Source organism: Enterococcus haemoperoxidus ATCC BAA-382, assembly GCF_000407165.1.
GTDB lineage: Bacteria > Bacillota > Bacilli > Lactobacillales > Enterococcaceae > Enterococcus_L > Enterococcus_L haemoperoxidus.
This window is the reverse complement of record NZ_KE136480.1, coordinates 359,817-377,155: the sequence shown is the minus strand read 5'-3', so window position 1 is coordinate 377,155 and position 17,339 is coordinate 359,817. Positions and strand designations below refer to the sequence as shown.

The following is a 17,339-nucleotide window of genomic DNA, read 5'->3' as shown; positions in this document are numbered from 1 at the left end:
GAAGTGTCGAACTCCGAGACCGCAGTAAGTACTGTGCAACATCAACGCATACTTCGTTATGTTTTTAAGCAATAAAAAGGAGTTGCTTTTGATTCCACCGTTTATTCAGATTGCTTGATGCTGAGATATGACTCGCAGAGTTATGTCCCAGCATCTTTTGATAATAGAATTGTGTGAATATTAAGATTTTTTGATCCGAACATCAAAGTTTTCTCTAAGTGCATCTTCTTTAAAAATTTCTTCCGCTACGTCTTTAGCAGTGATTCGCATTTCTTTCGTTAATTCAAAGCTGCCAGGTAAATCTTCCCGTTTTGCCTCTTTTTTCTCATCTGTGATAACTGGTGGATTGTCTAATGGAAAGTAGCCCACAAAAATATCTTTTTCTTTTAGTTCTTGACTCAAATGGGTCATCAACATTTTCAACGCTGCTTGAGCTGTCCCCATGATACCAGTGTATGGATAAGCAATACGGTCAGATTGACCGCTAGAAATCAAAACAGAACCGTGACTTTCTTCCAAATAAGGTAGTACATGCTGCACAGAACTTAGGACAGACGTTACTCTTAATTGTAAAAATAAAGAGAATAAGGATTCTGGTGCATCCAGCATCGGCATATAAGACTTACCTAATGGACCTGGCACATTATAGAAATACGTAGTTAAACTACCAAGTTGTTGAACTAATCGGTCGATTGCTCTATTTAACTCTTCTGTATTACTTGCGTCTGCTGGTTCGTAATAGACTGTGATTCCTTCTTGCTCTAATTCATCTTTTAATTCGACTAAAACAGGTTCTAAAATATTGATCAGACCAACTTTATAGCCTTCATTACCATATTTTTTTGCCGTTTCATAGCCAACTCCTGGACCTGCACCTACGATAATAATTGATTTACTCATAAAAAACATCCTTCCATTGTGTTTTGAATTACAACAAAAGAATAGCACCATTGTTAAGCTATGTCTGTGCAAATAAAATTTGGATGACACATCAAGAGGATCGAAAGCTAGATGAAACAAGGCTTTTTAGCCTGTTTGATTTTTGGGGATTTTATGTTTTCTAAAGATCAATCAGTACTTTTTTGTATTTCAGCTTGCTTTTTGAAAACAAACTGATTATAATGACGTTCAATCTAAACGTAGAAAGCGAGCATAAAGATGAACGATTATGTAAAATATAAAAATGAGTTGAATACAGTCTCATTTGGCGCTTTTAACGCTAACGAATTTAATCTGTTTTTCGCTATTTTAAGTAAAACAAAAGAAATAGAACATAAACAAATTTATCTAACTTGGGACGATCTAAAACGTTTAGCAAACTATAAATCAACCTCTACTATTCGTTTCTTGAAGGATTTAAAGAGCATGCATCAAAAGTTGATTGATTCTGAGTATGTCCATTTGTATACGGATGATGAACAAATTGGACTGGAAAGCTTTGCTATTTTTAGGGATATTAAATTTCTCGAAAAAGAAAAAGCAATTGAAGCGCAATTTAATCCAAAATTCACTTGTCTTTTGAATCAGGTGAATACGAATGCTACGTGTTTTTCATTAGAAGAATTTATTTCTTTAAAAAAGAAGTATTCTAAGAATTTATATCGTTTATTGAAGCAATTTGAGCAAAAAGGTAATTGGGAAGTACAGATTGAAACGCTGTTTTTTTTACTTGGAATTCCCAAAAATTATCAAGTAGGTCAGATCGATCAAAAGATTTTAAAGCCAGCACTTGAAGAGTTAAATAAGTATTTTGATCATTTGTTTGTTGAAAAAAAATATAGCAAAACGCAAGGAAATAAAGTAGAAGGATATGTTTTTAAATTTGATAGAGCGAAGCAGTAAAAAAGCCGCTAAATGATCAGCTGGCTTTTTTTTATACAAAATCATGCATTATGAGTCGAAATCATCATAATTTAATCTAAAATGTATATGATTTGACACAGATTTACTTTTTGTTTAACATCAGAAAAGTTGCTATTTAAAAAAGCGATAAAGAATACATATTGGTCTATATCAATCAGAGAAAGGGATGATGTATAAAAGATGTTAAAGAAATTATCATGGTGTGTAGTAATGTTTGTAGGGTTTTTAGGATTAGTTGGTTTTAGTGAACAGTCATTGGCGGCAGAATTAAATAGTGGAGGATTTGTTGATTCGATTCATTTTGATAAAACAGAATTGTCAGATGGCGAACTTACCTCTATTCGGGTAAACTTCAGTGAAAAATCTGATACAAAGTTAAAAGCTGGAGATACATTGACTTTAACATTACCAAAAGAGCTAGAAGGTCTTGCAGATTCTGACAGCGTACCACGAGAAATTAATTTAAATGGATTAGGAATAGTCCGTGTTTATAAAGATAAAGTAATTGCTACATTTAACGAGAAAGTGGACCAGCTTGATCGTGTCCGAGGTGAATTTACATTTGGCGTGCGTGTAAAAAATGTTGCAGAAAATACAGTAAAAGAGATACCTGCAAACTTAGGTACATCAATCACTGTACCAAATATTGTGATTAAAGGACATACCGGCGGTGGTGTGGAAGGTGAGAAACCTTTCTTTTATAAAACAGGAGACCTATTAGGGAAATCAGGTCAAATCCGTTGGTTTTTAAATGCAAATTTGAATAAAAGTGAATTAGGTAATGACATCGTGCTGACAGATAAATCAGGTGGTGGCCAAGTATTAAATAAAGATAGTTTTATGTTTACTATCGATAACTATTTAGGTCAATCAACATTAAGTTTGGAAGAGTTTGAAAATCAGCGATATGGTACAGTTGAATTTGGAGCAGATAATGCTTTTGTGATTCGTCTTTATCGCGAAAAAGCGCGTTTGACTTCATTTTCAATCATGTACACAGCAACGATAACAGAAGCTGGGAAAAAACAAGCGAACTTTACCAACGATTGTCAAATCGAGTACCAACTTTATTATGAAAAAGCAATCAACGAAGTTGCAACTCATCAAGTGAAGAATATCTTTTTGGATGGAAATGCGACTGGCGATGAAAATGAACAAATCAAAGAACCGATCGAACAAGAAGAAATCATTGAAGATGAATCCGGTCAGTTAGAAGAAATCACATCGTTTGATCCAGAGCAACCGAAAGAAAGCCAAGAAGAAGAGCTAAATACAGCAAAAGAAGAGCAACCCGAAATCCATGTTAGTGAACAAACTGAAATCATCGAAGATGAATCAGGAGAATTAGGAGAAATCCAACCGATCAAGGAAGAAAAGGCAAAAGAAAGCCAAGAAGAAGAGCTAAATACAGCAAAAGAAGAGCAACCCGAAATCTATGTTGGTGAACAAACTGAAATCATCGAAGATGAATCAGGAGAATTAGGAGAGATCCAACCGATCGAGGAAGAAAAGGCGAAAGAAAGCCAAGAAGAAGAGCTAAATGAAGCCAAAGAAGAACGCCCAGAAATCTACGTTGATGAACAAGTCGAAACAATCGACGATGAATCAACTGAGTTAGAAGAAATCAAACCAATTGAACCAGAAACGGTGAAAGTAACAGAAGTACCATCATTAGAACCGGCGATTTCTGGTAAAGAGGTAGACCAAGACAAGCCTGTAAAAGAGGATATTAAACCAAATGGGCATGCAGAAGGTGAAATGATACCAGTCAAAGAAGAAAAGAAACAACCAAAAGCTGATAAAGTACTTTTGAAGGCTTCTAAAGCTCAATCAAAAGCACAATTACCTAAAGCCGGTAGCGAAGATAGCTATGTTGGTATGGTTGCTGGTTTGGCAGTGATTATGTCGACGTTTGGAGCATATGTATTGAATCGTAAAAGAACCGCTAAATAAACAATAGGATAGAGGATAAAACAAATAGTACCGACTATTTGTTTTATCCTTTTTATCTAATCAATTGCTGTAATCTTCCACTCTTTGAAGAATGCTTCTGTCCCAATATCAACAAAGAAACCAATCCCACCTTTAGCATCAGCACCATGTTTCATATTCTCCACTACCAATACGGGTTCTTCACTATCGTTCAAATAAAACTCTCCACGAGCTCCATCGATCACTACTTTTAAGCTGATCCATTCATCTAGTCCAATATCAGCTGGACCCTCAAAATCAGTAATGCCAAGATTTCGGAAATAGTCAAAGGTGTATTTAGGATAGGAAAAATATTGCACCCCACGATTTTTTCTAACCGGATCATCTATGCGACCATTTGTTGGTCTTACGTAGAAAGATTCAAAATTGGTATCGTCATGATTGATCCGAAAGGCAATACCGATAAATCCTCGCGCAAAATCTGGTGCATCTGGCAATAAGCGGCTTAACATTTTCACTTCGATTGTTCCGTTATGAAAAGTTAAGTTGTTTAGTTTAGCATACGTATTTTCGTCAAATTCCATAATTTTATCTTTTTTTACAACTCTTAAAACGGGCTCGCCATTTAGTATGGTTTGTTCAACAGCGGTATGAACGGCTTCAATTGGTGTAAATTCAGTATTCACTTAAAACTCCTCCTTAATAGTTGTTGCTATCTGTAATAAAGTATAGACAACTTTTTTGAAAATGTTAAGTAGGCACTAATTTGTAACTATCTATCCTAACTGCTGTTTATAAAATTGTCCCCACTGTCTCATGGATTCAATGACAGGCAATAAGCTTTCTCCTAAAGGGGTTAATTGATACTCAACATGAGGTGGCACTTTTTGGAAATCGATTCTTTCTACAATGCCATCTAGAATCATTGAGTTAAGACTATCAGTTAAGACCTTTTGAGAAATTCCTTTTAACGATCGCTTTAATTCGGAATTTCTTTTTGGACCTGTTATTAGATCTCGAATGATCAACGTTTTCCACTTACTTCCAATCAATTGAACTGTCGTTGCTACATCGCAAAGCGGCATTTCTTCTTTTTTTATCATTAAAAAGTTGCTCCTAACATTTGAAGATGAGTCAGCTTATAGCAGTGACTCTGATATAGAAGAATTGTTGCATGTTTATGGCAGAAAATCAACTTTCATTGTAAAAATGAGAATGATGGTTCTATAAATTTTAAAATACGTTATTGAAATGTTAGCGCTATTATTGTAGACTGAAATGAGTGGTAAAATTTTTGTCAATTTGTCATGATTTTTATAATAAAAGCAGAAGAGTAAAAAATGGTGAACCTATCAAAGAGAAACTTCTATGTTTCCTGGTTAACATTGGAAAAAGCAATTTTTTATGAAGGTTAATTTGAAAGCGGTATCATTCCGTAGGGAGAATATTTTTTATTTGAATGTATCTAAAAGAAAAGAGGAACAGGAATATGAGCAATAACAACGCAGTACTAGCAAGAAATACAAAAAATGCACCACAGAATCCACTAGCATCACAAACAGTTGCTTTTTCTCACTACAATAACTTTTCAGCCCAATTACCGATCGATCCCGTAACTGGTCAATTGGTAGCAGGAGGTATTAACAAACAAGCTGAACAGTGCTTTGAGAATATCAAAGCAATTGCAAAAAGTATCGATCATGTGATGAATGACATTGTTCGAATCACTATTTTTGTTAAGCATAGTAAAGATGTCGATGCAGTAGATGAGGTGTACACATCATTTTTCACGAGTTACCAGCCTTCAAGAACGGTAGTTGTGGTAGAGGATTTACCACTGGGCGCTTTAGTACAAATTGAAGCTCTTGTTTCGAATGGTGAAGGGACCATTCCGCATGCTCCTCAAGCAGGTGATTTGATCAAACTGACAAACAATACATCAAATGCGCCAACCAGTTCATTATCGACGCAAACGGTCTCGTTTTCACATTACAATAATTTATCAGCCCAATTACCGATTGACCCTAAAACAGGGAGAGTAGTAGCTGGTTGTATTAAAAAACAGACAGGTCAATGTCTAAAAAATATCAAAGCAATTTTAGAAAGTATCGATGTTCCGCTCGATGATATCGTTAAAATTACGATCTTCCTAAAAGATTTGTCGAAGATGGATGCTGTAAACAAAGTGTATACAACCTTTTTCCCGGATTCAGCAATTGCCCGAACAGTTGCGTATGTTCCAGCGCGAACAGTGGTTGCAGTAAAAGATCTACCAATGGGCGCTGCAGTTCAAATTGAAGCAGTCGTTTCACATGGAGATGGTACGCCGCCCCAAGCGATTGAAGATAGACATGGTCTGATCATCGAAGCGAATAATACCGAACTTGCACCGAAATGTCCATTCTCAACACAAACAGTTGCTTTTTCACATTATAATAATATTTCAGCCCAATTACCGATCGATTCAAAAACGAATGAGATGGTTACTGGTGGAATAAAAGAGCAGACAGGTCAGTGTTTAGAGAATATCAAGGCGATCATTGAAAGTGTTGAACATGTAATGACTGATGTGGTCAAAGTGAATATCTTTGTTAAGAATATAGAAGATATGGATGCTGTAGATGAAGTTTATGCAAGATTTTTCCCAGATGGTGTGCCTGCCAGAAGAGTGGTTGGTGTATCGGAATTACCTAAAGGTGCGTTGGTCCAGATTGATGCAATTGTTGGCAATGCGGAAGGAACACCGCCGATTGTATAATAGCTAAACTAAAAGTTATGAAAGTTCTAGCTACAAGAAAAGAATCATAAAATAAACCTGTGTTACCTTTGCTAATGGAGGAACATAGGTTTATTTTGCTGTATAATAGAATGAAAAATGTGTGGAAGTTAAAGGAGGTTCAAGATGGAAAATCTATTTTCTTCAAAGGACCAAGTCTTACTATTTTTAGTTATATTTAGTTTGCTTCTTCTGTTATTTGCAATACTTGTGGATAAATCAAATGGGTTATTTTTAGCAAGAAATCTTCTAGATATTAAAAGCTATGAAATCTCTCCAGAAAATAAAATGGAAAGACAGGCAGGTAAATTATTTGTTAGGTGGGTGTATTACGGAGTCAGTGTGATGGTCCCAGGTATAGTAGTGTTGTATCTAAAAATTTGGCAATCCTGTTTATTATGGGAATCTGTATATATCGAAAATATCTGACAAGATAGCGATCTTTTTTCAACATTAAAGTGAAATTCTATATCGTAATCAGTAGTAAATAAGTTTATAATAGATGGCAGTATACAAATATCGGAGGGTTCTTACGTGAAAAAACTAGGTTTTGATCCACAAAAGTACATCGAAGAGCAGTCAAAATATATCCTTGAAAGGGTCGATCATTACGATAAATTATATTTAGAGTTTGGTGGGAAATTGATTGGGGATATGCATGCAAAACGTGTTTTGCCAGGTTTTGATGCGGATGCTAAAATTAAACTGTTACAAAAATTAAAAGACCAGGCTGAGATTTTGATTTGTGTTTATGCAGGGGATATCGAGCGTAATAAAATTCGTGGCGATTATGGGATTACCTATGATATGGATATTTTGCGCCAAATCGATGAATTAAGAGAGTATGGCTTAGCAGTCAACAGTGTGGTTATTACCCGCTACAGTGGACAACCTTCTACAAAAATGTTTATCAACAAATTGGAAAGAAGAGATATCAAAGTCTATAAACATGCGGCAATCGAGGACTATCCATCAAATCTTGAGAAAATCGTCAGTGAAGAAGGTTTTGGGAAAAATGACTATATTCCAACAACAAAACCAATCGTAGTCGTTACAGCACCTGGTCCTGGTAGTGGGAAATTAGCGACTTGTTTGAACCAACTGTATCATGAAAGCCGTAACGGTAAGACTGCTGGTTATTCAAAATTTGAAACCTTCCCAGTTTGGAATGTTCCGTTGAAACATCCTTTAAACATTGCTTATGAAGCTGCAACGGTGGATCTAAAAGATGTGAATATGATCGATTCATTCCATTTTGATAAATACCAAAAAGTTGCTGTTAATTACAATCGTGATGTTGAGACCTTCCCTGTGATCAAACGAATCATTGAAAAAATTACCGGCGCAGAATCTGTCTATCAATCACCAACGGATATGGGTGTGAACCGTGTTGGTTTTGGGATCATCGATGATGATGTAGTGAAAGAAGCCTCTAAACAAGAAATCATCCGTCGCTGTTTTGCCACAGAATGTGACTTTAAAAAAGGCTTGATCGATGAAGAAACAGTCAATCGCATTAAGTTGATCATGGAAGAAGTCGAGCTGAAAAAAGAAGACCGAAAAGCGGTGCTTCCTGCTAGAGAGTATTCAGAACGATTAAGAGAACAAACCCAAAGTAATGACACACCTGCCGTTATTGCGTTTGAGTTAACAGATGGCAGAATTGTAACAGGAAGAACCAGCAGCTTAATGGATTCATGTTCATCTGCTATTCTAAATTCAATCAAAACATTAGCCAATATTTCAGATGAAATTTTATTATTATCTCCAGTGATTCTAGAAACGATTCAAACGATGAAAAGAAAAGATCTTCACAGTAAAATTACGGCTTTAAAAGCCAATGAAATTTTGATTGCTTTAGCGATCAGTGCCGTTACGAACCCAACAGCACAATTAGCTTACGATAAATTGTCTGAATTGAATGGTGTACAAGCACATTCTACTGTGATGTTAAGTAAGAATGATGAGCAAACGTTAAGAGAGTTAGGATTGGATATTACCAGTGATGCGGTTTATCCGTCTGAGAATTTGTATTATATTTAGAGTGGTTGTTGATCACTTTAAATTCCAAGTTAAATTTTTTATTGAGAGACAAGTAGCTGATTGGTCAGCTGCTTGTCTTTAATTTTTTGCGACTATGTATAATAATACTATGTTTGCAAAAAAAGATAATATCTATTGACAATACATAGATGTTCCTCTATATTAATTTTATACATAGATGTGTATCTATGTGAAGCGGAAGTATTTTAATCATGTAGTTATTGGTCGACTAATAGTTCGACTATTTGATATTTTTTAACGGTAGCTGTTTATCTAACGATTTAGAATTGAAGTAAAAAGGAAGTGAAGAAATGAATTATGAAAGTTATGCAGTGAAATTGAAAACAATAACTGACCCTAAAAGAATGAAGATTATTGATCTGCTTTCTTGTGGTGAGATGTGCGCCTGTGATATTTTAGTCCATTTTGATTTTACCCAACCAACGTTATCTCATCACATGAAAATATTAGAAAATGCTGGCTTTGTAGAGATGACAAAGAAAGGCAAGTGGCATCACTACAGTTTAAATCAAGATGAGTTAAAAGTATTCATGACAGAATTCAATCAGTTGTTTTTTAACTCAGATAATTGTATTTGTCAGAAAAATAATGTATAACAGAAAATCATTCAGCTGTTAAGGCTTCATAGGCTCTGATGGAGTGATAATATAGCTGAATGATTGAATGGCTAGTACGTTATAAAATAATAGAGAGTAGAAAAATATATTTTTTTACCTAACACATAGATATCCATCTATGTGTCGGTTGATAGAAGTTGGAGGATGAATAAGAATGAATAGTGTAACAAAAAAGATGTCGATATTAGACAAGTATCTTACCGTGTGGATATTCTTAGCAATGGCTATTGGGGTAGGTGTCGGCTACGTTTTTCCTAGCATACCTAAAGCAATGGAAAGCCTGTCTTATGGCACAACATCGATTCCGTTAGCGATTGGCTTAATATTAATGATGTATCCACCTTTAGCAAAAGTTAAGTATAATGAAATTGGGCGCGTCTTTAAAGATTGGAAAGTGCTATTATTGTCCTTATTTCAAAATTGGGTCGTGGGTCCTATCTTAATGTTTCTATTAGCCGTGATTTTCTTGAAAGATTATCCAGAGTACATGGCGGGCCTAATTATGATTGGCTTAGCGCGCTGTATTGCGATGGTCATCGTGTGGAGTGAGTTAGCGCAAGGGGATAATGAATATACTGCAGGGTTAGTTGCATTTAACTCAATTTTCCAAATTATTTTCTATCCTATTTTTGCCTACCTCTTTTTAACGGTATTACCAAAGGCAATTGGTTTAGAAGCGCACAGTTTGAGTATCACCATGGGAGAAATTGCTAAAAGTGTTTTCTTTTATTTAGGTATTCCATTTATTGCGGGATTCCTTACGCACTTTATTTTAACAAGAGTAAAAGGCGAAGAATGGTACGAAAAGGTCTTCATTCCTAAAATTAGTCCGATCACATTAGTGGCCTTATTATTTACGATCGTTACAATGTTTTCTGTTAAAGGAGACAAAATTATTGAATTACCGTTGGATGCTGTTAGAATAGCGATACCACTGCTGTTATATTTTGTCTTAATGTTTTTTGTATCCTTTTTACTATCTAAAAAAATGGGCACCAGCTACCCAGTTGCAACGTCTCTTTCATTTACAGCAGCAAGTAATAACTTTGAATTAGCCATTGCGGTAGCTGTGGGTGTGTTTGGAATTAACTCTGGAGAAGCGTTTGCTGCAGTTATTGGACCACTCGTTGAAGTCCCTGTATTAATTGCTTTGGTAAATTTAGCATTAAAATGGAAAAACAAATACTTTGATAAAGAGGAGTCGCTGTTCTAATGAAAAAAATCTATTTTTTATGTACAGGTAATTCTTGTCGCAGTCAAATGGCAGATGGTTTAGCTAAAGTAATTTTAGATCCAAAAGAATGAGAAGTCAGAAGTGCAGGGATTGAAGCGCATGGACTTAACCCAAGAGCGGTCAAGATCATGGCTGAGATCGGCATCGACATTAGCCAAAATAAATCAGAAGTTATTGATTTAGAATTTCTAAATTCTTCTGATTTAGTGGTGACGTTATGTGGGGATGCGTTAGATAATTGTCCGGTCATTCCTAAATCTGTTCAGCACATTCATTGGGGCTTGGAAGATCCTGCCAAAGCAACAGGAACAGAAGAAGAGATTATGAGTATGTTTAGAAAAACAAGGAATGAGATAGAAAAGAAAATAAAAGATTTGTGATAAAAAATATACAGAAAAACAAAGGAGAAAACCATCAACCAATGGTCTTCTCCTTTGTTCCTTCTATAACTTTTCTAAAGAACTTTACGAAAGCCAAATCCATAAAAACGAACTAATCGCAGTAAGTACACCAGCTGCTAATGAAAAGCTCAAAACGATTTTTGTTTTATTCCAGCGATCCCTTTTTTTGTCGCGTTTGGCTCTGGCTGCTTCAAGATCTTCCCCATCTATAAAAGCAACAATTTCACTATAGGTTTGAACATCTCTTTCCTTTTTGATTTTCTCGATTTTTAAAGCTGCAATCATAGAAATTCCCCAAAGAACAAAAGAAATACCCAATCCGTACCAACCCCAAAGCATCATAGCAGGACCAATGGATAGGACTGTTAGGACAATAAATACAATCATAACCCAAGAGAGTCGATTCATTTTTTCCGCTTCGATGTGTTGATTGTTTTTCATAATTGCTACATCTCCTTTGACTAATTCATCTAAAGTGACATCAAAAAGAGTGCTTAATGCAATCAAATTATGAATATCAGGATAAGTATGATCGTTCTCCCATTTAGAAATTGTTTGCCGTGTGACATAGATTTTTTCTGCAAGTTCTTCTTGAGAGTAACCATCTCTTTCACGATAAAGTTTTAATTGCTTATTAAAGTTCATTTTGTTGTCTCCTTTGAGTCTAAGATAATATAGAAGAGGATATTTTGTCTGTCTATTAGAGTGTACTTTGGTAGAAATACGGGTGTATACAGGTGTTTACATCGATAGAAATGTTGATATAACTGGTTTTTCACGAGTATGAACCAAGTAAGGAAAATAGTATCTAAAATAAACATATCGTGTGTTTATTTTCTAGGATGGCAGAGAATTAGATCGTCAGTTGAGCCTTTTATTAGATAGACGAAATACCACATAAAAATAATTATGGCACAAGCGATCAATTAATTATAGTTAAAATAAATAATTTGAGGAAAGTACGATTCTATAATGTGATATGCTTATGTTACCTATGATAATTCTGGTAAAGCGATAGAATTGACAACAAAAAAATAGAAGAGAAGAACATCGATTATGCTAAGGACATGATTTCGTGGGAAAATTACCATGGAGCAACAAAGAGTTATTGCATGGCGTTTTTAGTTGGGCGGTTCTTCAGCATAATACCTTGGACAAAATAACGGAATCGATTGAATGTATTCATGATGAGAGAAGGAGAGCGGATGAATAAATTTTATTTAATAGGTCTAATGTTACTGTTAGTAGCAGGCTGTTCAAAAATTAGTAGTAATGATAAAGACCTTAAGAATGAAGAGTCTTTAGTTACTTTGGAGTTTCAAGGAATGAAATTGTTAATTAAAAATGATACCAAAGATATTATTACAATTTTAGACTCTGAGACCGAGTTTTCGACAAAGAAAAATAATAAATGGGCGTTAATTGATGAGACTCAGGGGCTTACGGTGTTTACAACCAATATTTTGAGTGAGGAAGAGACTGAATTGGATTTGACTAATGAACTTTCAAAGCTCAAAGAAAAAGAGGCTAAGGTAACAATCCATTACGAACTTAACAGTGAGAGTAGAGAAGAAAGTATAGTATATGTCAAATAGGGAAGAAACAGAAGGAAATATATTTTCTGAGAAAGAAAGTAAAACGAAATACGTTGTTAAAAACTAGTATAAGTCGAAAAATCAATTGAATAAACTGTATTAATTTTACAAAAAACAATCGTATGAACGTAACTAATAAGTTCATACGATTGTTTATCGACTACATTTTAAAATTGTTGAGGAAATAAATTAATAGTAACGGATAAACAATACAAAGTATTGCTAGCAAAACTAAAAAATAGAAATACTTTTTTGAACAGATTACGGATAAAAGGATAGTTACAATCACATAAATGATAATCATTGTAGTATAAATAATTGTACCGCTACCAGAGAAATCATTATAACTGGCTTTTGTTATTACACGTAATAGACCAAATGGAATTAAAAAAGCAAGAATGCCCCAAATTATATTAAAAAGAAATCTAAATAGGTTCATAGTTTTACTATCCTTTATATTTTTTTTATACGTAGGTGGAGACCTATGCAGACCAGGTTCCAACATGAGCAGGTCTTGAATTAAAGTATGCTGGTAAATCATAAGGACTTACAATTAATGGTTGTTTCATACCTCCTACTTGAGTGGCAGCAGAAGAATACCAATACGCTTGCCAAACTATTTTAGAGCAGTAGGTTTGTATTTAGCAGTAGGTCTATAAATTTTAGTTCATAACACTACTTAAATGCTTTTTTGACGATGGGAGTAAAAATACAGTAACAAACAACAATAAGATAAATTTTTTCATCGAGCAACAACTCTTTATTATTCTGATTAGAAAATGATTGTATTATGAAACGCTTTCTCTGTCAATTTGTTTTTTGTTCAATATGAAACTTAATTAGGACTAAAGATGCTGTCTAATTTCGTTTTTTAGATTTTCTCAACAGATTAGTTATCAATAGTTCACATGGCAGGAACTATAAGAAAGTAACAAAAATGGTTGTTATGAGGTTTAGAGGAATTATCGCTAGCCTTTTTTGAACTGAAATTAAGTTGTGTTATATATTAAAATGCTTTGTGTAAACATCATAAGATATTCGCATCCGTCTGAAGATATTTTGCAAAAAAACAAGTAGTTAGATAGTCAACTACTTGTTTAAATCTATCGTTCATCAGTATCAGTTCTGGCTAATACTGATGAACTTTAAAATCCTATTTTGCAGCTAGGATTTTAAATCAAAATATTTTTCAGTTTCTGTTTGCTTTTAAGTTTTTGTGTTTCTTGATCTAATGTTTTTAGTATTCGCTCATGCTCATAGAAGAGGTTATCGGGAATAGAATGATTTTGGGAGTTGTTTTTTAGTGAACTGAATGTTTCGTGCCAGTTCTTTAATTGTTGGATTGAATGATTTAGTTTATGTAGATCTTGATAGGTGATCATTTTTACTGGGTGAGCCATGTTGAACCTCCTAATGATTTCTATTTTTTCATTCGTTGTTTTTGTTCTTAAATCTATTTTAGAGTTTATTGCTCTAAAAGTCAATAGAGTTTATAACTCTATCGTAAAATAATTAAAAAAGGAGACAAGTCATGCAGTATATAAAGCGGATAAGAGAATTACGTGAAGATAATGATTATACACAGAGAGAAGTTGCAGCGCTGTTGAGTGTTGGACAAAGAACTTATGCTGATTATGAATATGGGAAAACGAGAATACCTCTAGATTCCATGATTGTATTAGCTAAATTTTATAACGTTGATATGAATTATATATGTGGAATTAGTAATGTGAAGAACTCATTTCCTAAAAAATAGTTAGTTCAATGCTAAATGATAGATAGTTAATTTAAGAGTTTATAGCTCTAAATAGTAATTGAGTTTATAACTCTAGGATAGAATAATCAAAAAGAGGGATGGCTATGGATTATATTAAGCGAATAAGGGCATTACGTGAGGATAACGATTATACACAGAGAGAAGTTGCAGCGTTGTTAAACGTGGGTCAGAGAACTTATGCTGATTATGAATATGGTAAGACGAGAATCCCTTTAGAGTCTATGATTAAACTTGCTAAGTTTTACAATGTTGATATGAATTATATTTGTGGGGTTAGTGATGTGAAGGTGCATTTTCCAAATAAGAAGGGGAAATGAAATTGCAAATAAACATGAATAAATTATCTTTATATTCACAATAAGACAAGATTTTAGATGTCATTGATAGCATTTTAGATATTGAGAAAAACAAAAACAATTAAAGACGATGAGTTGGTAGAAGTTTGCATACGCAAGCTTCTTTTTTTACGTGTTTTCCTTTTCCAACTGTATGTCTCTCTGTCATGTTCCATTCTGCCCTTTCGAGTTCGGACAATGCAATTTAGCAATTTTTTTGATTGCCTACAAGGAATCAGGCAAGCCTTCGAATACTTCGTCCTTTCCGTCAATCAAAAAAATTGCTGTGTCAATTGCGCCGAAAGCGAAGAGCAAAATGAATCATTCATTGAAAGTTGATACATAAACTTTGAAAACTAAAAGAGAAGAGAAAATCGTCAGGATTGCATCCTAACAACCTGCGCCTCGGCTCGAAACAAAATGGATAGTCAAAAAGACAAAGAGAGGAAGATTAAAATGGAATTAGTAAAAGTAACGGAAGAAATGATGATGGAGCAAGAGGGGAAAAGAGTTGGTGGAGATAGCGATCATTGGATATATTTAACTAATTTGAAAGCTTATAATGAAGGCTTTTTGTTGGGTGTGTATTTACATTTTCCATTTGATGAGGAAGACTTGGCGCAAGCTTATCAAACGATTTGCGTGGGAAATGAGTTTGTGGATGAATTTGGTTATTCATATGAAGAGTATTTTATTACTGATTATGATGTGCCTTTTTCTGTAGGGGAATACGACTTTCCTCAATCTTTAGCAGAAAGATATGATAGTTTAGAAGAGTATATGAGTTATCCAGATGAAGTTGTTCAAGTGATTGCGGAAAATAGAGGGGCTGAGGTAACTGTTATTGAATTGGATGATACAGGAGTGAGTGATCATGAGAAGTTGGGATATGCTTTGGTAGATTTGGGGTATTATGATATTCCAGAACATTTGGCGAATTATATTGATTATGAAGCTATTGGAAGAGATTATGATTTTGGGACTAGTGGAGAGTTTGCAAATGGGTATTATATTGAGTTTGGCTAAACTATTTTATTGGTTATACATTAAATATAGTTTTAAAGAACCTCTGGGGATAATTAGTGAAATAAACTAAGCATAAAGTATTTTTATTATGCATAATTTGATATAATTGAGATGTTAACGTTTTGAATGCGTTTGCGAGTATACATTTATAGGAAATATTCGTATAAAATTTCTACAATAGGGAGAGAGTATTATGAAAATATCCGAAATATTTAAACTTAATAAAAGTCAACATGAATTAGATTTTATAGATATAGATCTTGATGACGAACTTCCGCTTTTTCTAGATGCTCATATCTTTTCTTCTAAAAATGACCCTTGGTCAGAAAAGTGTGATTTGATAATTAAAGATTTTTTTAGAAAAATACATGAAACTGTTAAATTGGATAGAAAAGAAGAACTCTATAAATTATGTTCTTTTTTAAATGAGCCAAATGAAACTTGTTTAGGAAGATCCAAAGGGAAACCTCGAGGATCGTTTCAAAGTACCGAAATCTTAATTGAAATATTTGAACAACTTTTTGATATAAAAAAACGTAATCAAAAGCAGTTCCAAACAATAGAGACTTTATCAGATATGAAATTTTATATTGATGGAGTAGGCAATGATACAATTTCAGATATCGTAACCAATTTAATTCGTTACCAGTTGATACTATATACAAACGAACAGTGTAAGTTAAATGGGATTCCTACAGAAAAACAAATTTCAAAACCTTATTGGAATGATATTAGCTCAAGGTGGGAAAAAGAAGAAAGTATTAATCAATTAATTATAGATGGGAAAAGAATTTTATTGGTTCCGAAGAATATTGTCTTTTCAGAAAGCTATTATACCTTCACTAAAGAACGTTTCGTACAACATGATATGTTAGAATTTCTTCAAGAAAAGGAATTACAGGTTCCAAACAGTCCATTAATTAAACATAGAGTACCTAAAAAAAATCAAGATATAGGTGAGGCTTTTGTGACTAAAAAAAGTATTCGGGAGAGAGATAATGTTGATAAAAAACAAAATGTTCTTGAATTTAGTAGCAAATATCCAGCTATTATGGAAACTTTTAAAAATAAGAAGCATTTCAAGAGTCTGAATGTTGCTGAGCTTTACAAAATTCAAGAAGATAGTTTTTCTGATGATGATTATAATAATTTGCTAGATGCTTTTATTAAAACTTTAAAATCTATTCCTAGTGGAAATAAATATGCAAATGATTATCATGAATTTATTTTAGGATTATTAACTTTCATTTTTTATCCATCACTTTCTCACCCTAAGAAGGAGACTCCGATAGATAATGCTAGAAAAAGAATTGATATAACATATGTAAATACGGCAGATACTGGTTTCTTTTGTAATCTGAAATCAGAAATAACATCTAATTATATATATGTTGAGTGTAAAAACTACTCTGATAAAGTATCCAACCCTGAATTTGATCAGTTGGCTGGAAGATTTAATGAATCCTCTAGTAAAGTGGGAATGTTGGTTTGTCGAAAAGTTAATGATCTTGCCTATGAAAGAGCTTCTGGACAATATAGAAGAAAAAAAGAATTGCTATTAATTATTACTGATGAATTACTTATTTCTATGTTAAATGATATGAAACTCTCTGAGGATAAAAGCGATATAAATATTTTAGCGCATGAAAAAAGATTGTACGAGCTAAAGAGAAGAATTGAAGTGGAAAGGTATTAATATTTAAAAGTTAAATCTAAATC

General features: G+C 33.8%; 16 protein-coding genes and 1 pseudogene. 13 read left to right on the top strand and 4 right to left on the bottom strand.

Going from position 1 to position 17,339, the window contains the following annotated elements; all coding sequences use genetic code 11:
* Positions 1–180: 180 nt before the first annotated feature.
* Positions 181–900, bottom strand: a complete 720-nt coding sequence (locus I583_RS12490) for an SDR family NAD(P)-dependent oxidoreductase (RefSeq protein WP_010761762.1) — start codon at positions 898–900, stop codon at positions 181–183.
* Between the two features lie 258 nt (positions 901–1,158).
* On the opposite strand from I583_RS12490, the gene I583_RS12485 reads away from it, so the two are divergent.
* Positions 1,159–1,842: a replication initiation protein gene (locus I583_RS12485; RefSeq protein WP_010761761.1), complete on the top strand. Its 684-nt coding sequence runs from the start codon at positions 1,159–1,161 to the stop codon at positions 1,840–1,842.
* A gap of 201 nt (positions 1,843–2,043) precedes the next feature.
* On the top strand, positions 2,044–3,816 hold the full coding sequence (locus I583_RS12480; RefSeq protein WP_016249906.1) for a collagen binding domain-containing protein: 1,773 nt from the start codon (positions 2,044–2,046) through the stop codon (positions 3,814–3,816).
* A gap of 56 nt (positions 3,817–3,872) precedes the next feature.
* Here I583_RS12480 and I583_RS12475 read toward each other — a convergent pair whose 3' ends face one another.
* Positions 3,873–4,481: a hypothetical protein gene (locus I583_RS12475; RefSeq protein WP_010761758.1), complete on the bottom strand. Its 609-nt coding sequence runs from the start codon at positions 4,479–4,481 to the stop codon at positions 3,873–3,875.
* A 90-nt stretch (positions 4,482–4,571) separates the two neighbouring features.
* Entirely contained in the window at positions 4,572–4,898 is a 327-nt protein-coding gene (locus tag I583_RS12470; RefSeq protein WP_010761757.1) for a winged helix-turn-helix transcriptional regulator, read from the bottom strand.
* 386 nt (positions 4,899–5,284) lie between these two features.
* Here I583_RS12470 and I583_RS12465 point away from each other — a divergent pair, with 386 nt between their 5' ends.
* The 6 genes and pseudogenes from I583_RS12465 to arsC all read left to right on the top strand — a co-directional run bounded on the left by I583_RS12465 (position 5,285) and on the right by arsC (position 10,866).
* A complete protein-coding gene (locus I583_RS12465; RefSeq protein ID WP_010761756.1) occupies positions 5,285–6,553 on the top strand; it encodes a RidA family protein in 1,269 nt (422 codons plus the stop codon).
* A 144-nt stretch (positions 6,554–6,697) separates the two neighbouring features.
* Positions 6,698–7,000 (top strand): hypothetical protein, encoded by a 303-nt coding sequence (locus I583_RS12460; protein WP_010761755.1) that lies wholly within the window; start codon positions 6,698–6,700, stop codon positions 6,998–7,000.
* A 105-nt stretch (positions 7,001–7,105) separates the two neighbouring features.
* Positions 7,106–8,614, top strand: coding sequence for a DUF1846 domain-containing protein (locus tag I583_RS12455; RefSeq protein ID WP_010761754.1), 1,509 nt, complete (start codon positions 7,106–7,108; stop codon positions 8,612–8,614).
* 311 nt (positions 8,615–8,925) lie between these two features.
* The gene (locus I583_RS12450) at positions 8,926–9,231 is read left to right on the top strand and encodes an ArsR/SmtB family transcription factor (RefSeq protein ID WP_010761753.1); all 306 of its coding nucleotides are present in this window, start codon (positions 8,926–8,928) and stop codon (positions 9,229–9,231) included.
* Positions 9,232–9,406: 175 nt separating this feature from the next.
* A complete protein-coding gene (gene arsB / locus I583_RS12445; protein WP_010761752.1) occupies positions 9,407–10,465 on the top strand; it encodes an ACR3 family arsenite efflux transporter in 1,059 nt (352 codons plus the stop codon).
* Positions 10,465–10,866 (top strand): annotated as a pseudogene (gene arsC / locus I583_RS12440) (arsenate reductase (thioredoxin)). Before arsB ends, arsC begins: the two are co-directional and overlap by 1 nt.
* An 84-nt stretch (positions 10,867–10,950) precedes the next feature.
* On the opposite strand, the gene I583_RS12435 reads toward arsC, so the two are convergent.
* Complete coding sequence (locus I583_RS12435) at positions 10,951–11,532, bottom strand: helix-turn-helix domain-containing protein (protein ID WP_010761749.1); 582 nt, start codon at positions 11,530–11,532, stop codon at positions 10,951–10,953.
* A 560-nt stretch (positions 11,533–12,092) separates the two neighbouring features.
* Here I583_RS12435 and I583_RS12430 point away from each other — a divergent pair.
* The 5 genes from I583_RS12430 to I583_RS12400 all read left to right on the top strand — a co-directional run bounded on the left by I583_RS12430 (position 12,093) and on the right by I583_RS12400 (position 17,316).
* Positions 12,093–12,482, top strand: a complete 390-nt coding sequence (locus tag I583_RS12430; protein WP_010761748.1) for a hypothetical protein — start codon at positions 12,093–12,095, stop codon at positions 12,480–12,482.
* Between the two features lie 1,531 nt (positions 12,483–14,013).
* Positions 14,014–14,238: a helix-turn-helix domain-containing protein gene (locus I583_RS12415; RefSeq protein WP_010761745.1), complete on the top strand. Its 225-nt coding sequence runs from the start codon at positions 14,014–14,016 to the stop codon at positions 14,236–14,238.
* Between the two features lie 104 nt (positions 14,239–14,342).
* Positions 14,343–14,576, top strand: coding sequence for a helix-turn-helix domain-containing protein (locus I583_RS12410; protein WP_010761744.1), 234 nt, complete (start codon positions 14,343–14,345; stop codon positions 14,574–14,576).
* Between the two features lie 474 nt (positions 14,577–15,050).
* On the top strand, positions 15,051–15,620 hold the full coding sequence (locus I583_RS12405; RefSeq protein ID WP_010761743.1) for an antirestriction protein ArdA: 570 nt from the start codon (positions 15,051–15,053) through the stop codon (positions 15,618–15,620).
* A 193-nt stretch (positions 15,621–15,813) separates the two neighbouring features.
* Positions 15,814–17,316: a hypothetical protein gene (locus I583_RS12400; RefSeq protein ID WP_010761742.1), complete on the top strand. Its 1,503-nt coding sequence runs from the start codon at positions 15,814–15,816 to the stop codon at positions 17,314–17,316.
* Positions 17,317–17,339: the final 23 nt, after the last annotated feature.

Coding starts and splice junctions, on each gene's coding strand:
- I583_RS12435 (WP_010761749.1), bottom strand. CDS start 11,532: ATGAACTTTAATAAGCAATTAAAACTTTATCGTGAAAGAGATGGTTAC.
- I583_RS12470 (WP_010761757.1), bottom strand. CDS start 4,898: ATGATAAAAAAAGAAGAAATGCCGCTTTGCGATGTAGCAACGACAGTT.
- I583_RS12465 (WP_010761756.1), top strand. CDS start 5,285: ATGAGCAATAACAACGCAGTACTAGCAAGAAATACAAAAAATGCACCA.
- I583_RS12415 (WP_010761745.1), top strand. CDS start 14,014: ATGCAGTATATAAAGCGGATAAGAGAATTACGTGAAGATAATGATTAT.
- I583_RS12485 (WP_010761761.1), top strand. CDS start 1,159: ATGAACGATTATGTAAAATATAAAAATGAGTTGAATACAGTCTCATTT.
- I583_RS12410 (WP_010761744.1), top strand. CDS start 14,343: ATGGATTATATTAAGCGAATAAGGGCATTACGTGAGGATAACGATTAT.
- I583_RS12430 (WP_010761748.1), top strand. CDS start 12,093: ATGAATAAATTTTATTTAATAGGTCTAATGTTACTGTTAGTAGCAGGC.
- I583_RS12450 (WP_010761753.1), top strand. CDS start 8,926: ATGAATTATGAAAGTTATGCAGTGAAATTGAAAACAATAACTGACCCT.
- I583_RS12480 (WP_016249906.1), top strand. CDS start 2,044: ATGTTAAAGAAATTATCATGGTGTGTAGTAATGTTTGTAGGGTTTTTA.
- I583_RS12400 (WP_010761742.1), top strand. CDS start 15,814: ATGAAAATATCCGAAATATTTAAACTTAATAAAAGTCAACATGAATTA.
- I583_RS12490 (WP_010761762.1), bottom strand. CDS start 900: ATGAGTAAATCAATTATTATCGTAGGTGCAGGTCCAGGAGTTGGCTAT.
- arsB (WP_010761752.1), top strand. CDS start 9,407: ATGAATAGTGTAACAAAAAAGATGTCGATATTAGACAAGTATCTTACC.
- I583_RS12405 (WP_010761743.1), top strand. CDS start 15,051: ATGGAATTAGTAAAAGTAACGGAAGAAATGATGATGGAGCAAGAGGGG.
- I583_RS12460 (WP_010761755.1), top strand. CDS start 6,698: ATGGAAAATCTATTTTCTTCAAAGGACCAAGTCTTACTATTTTTAGTT.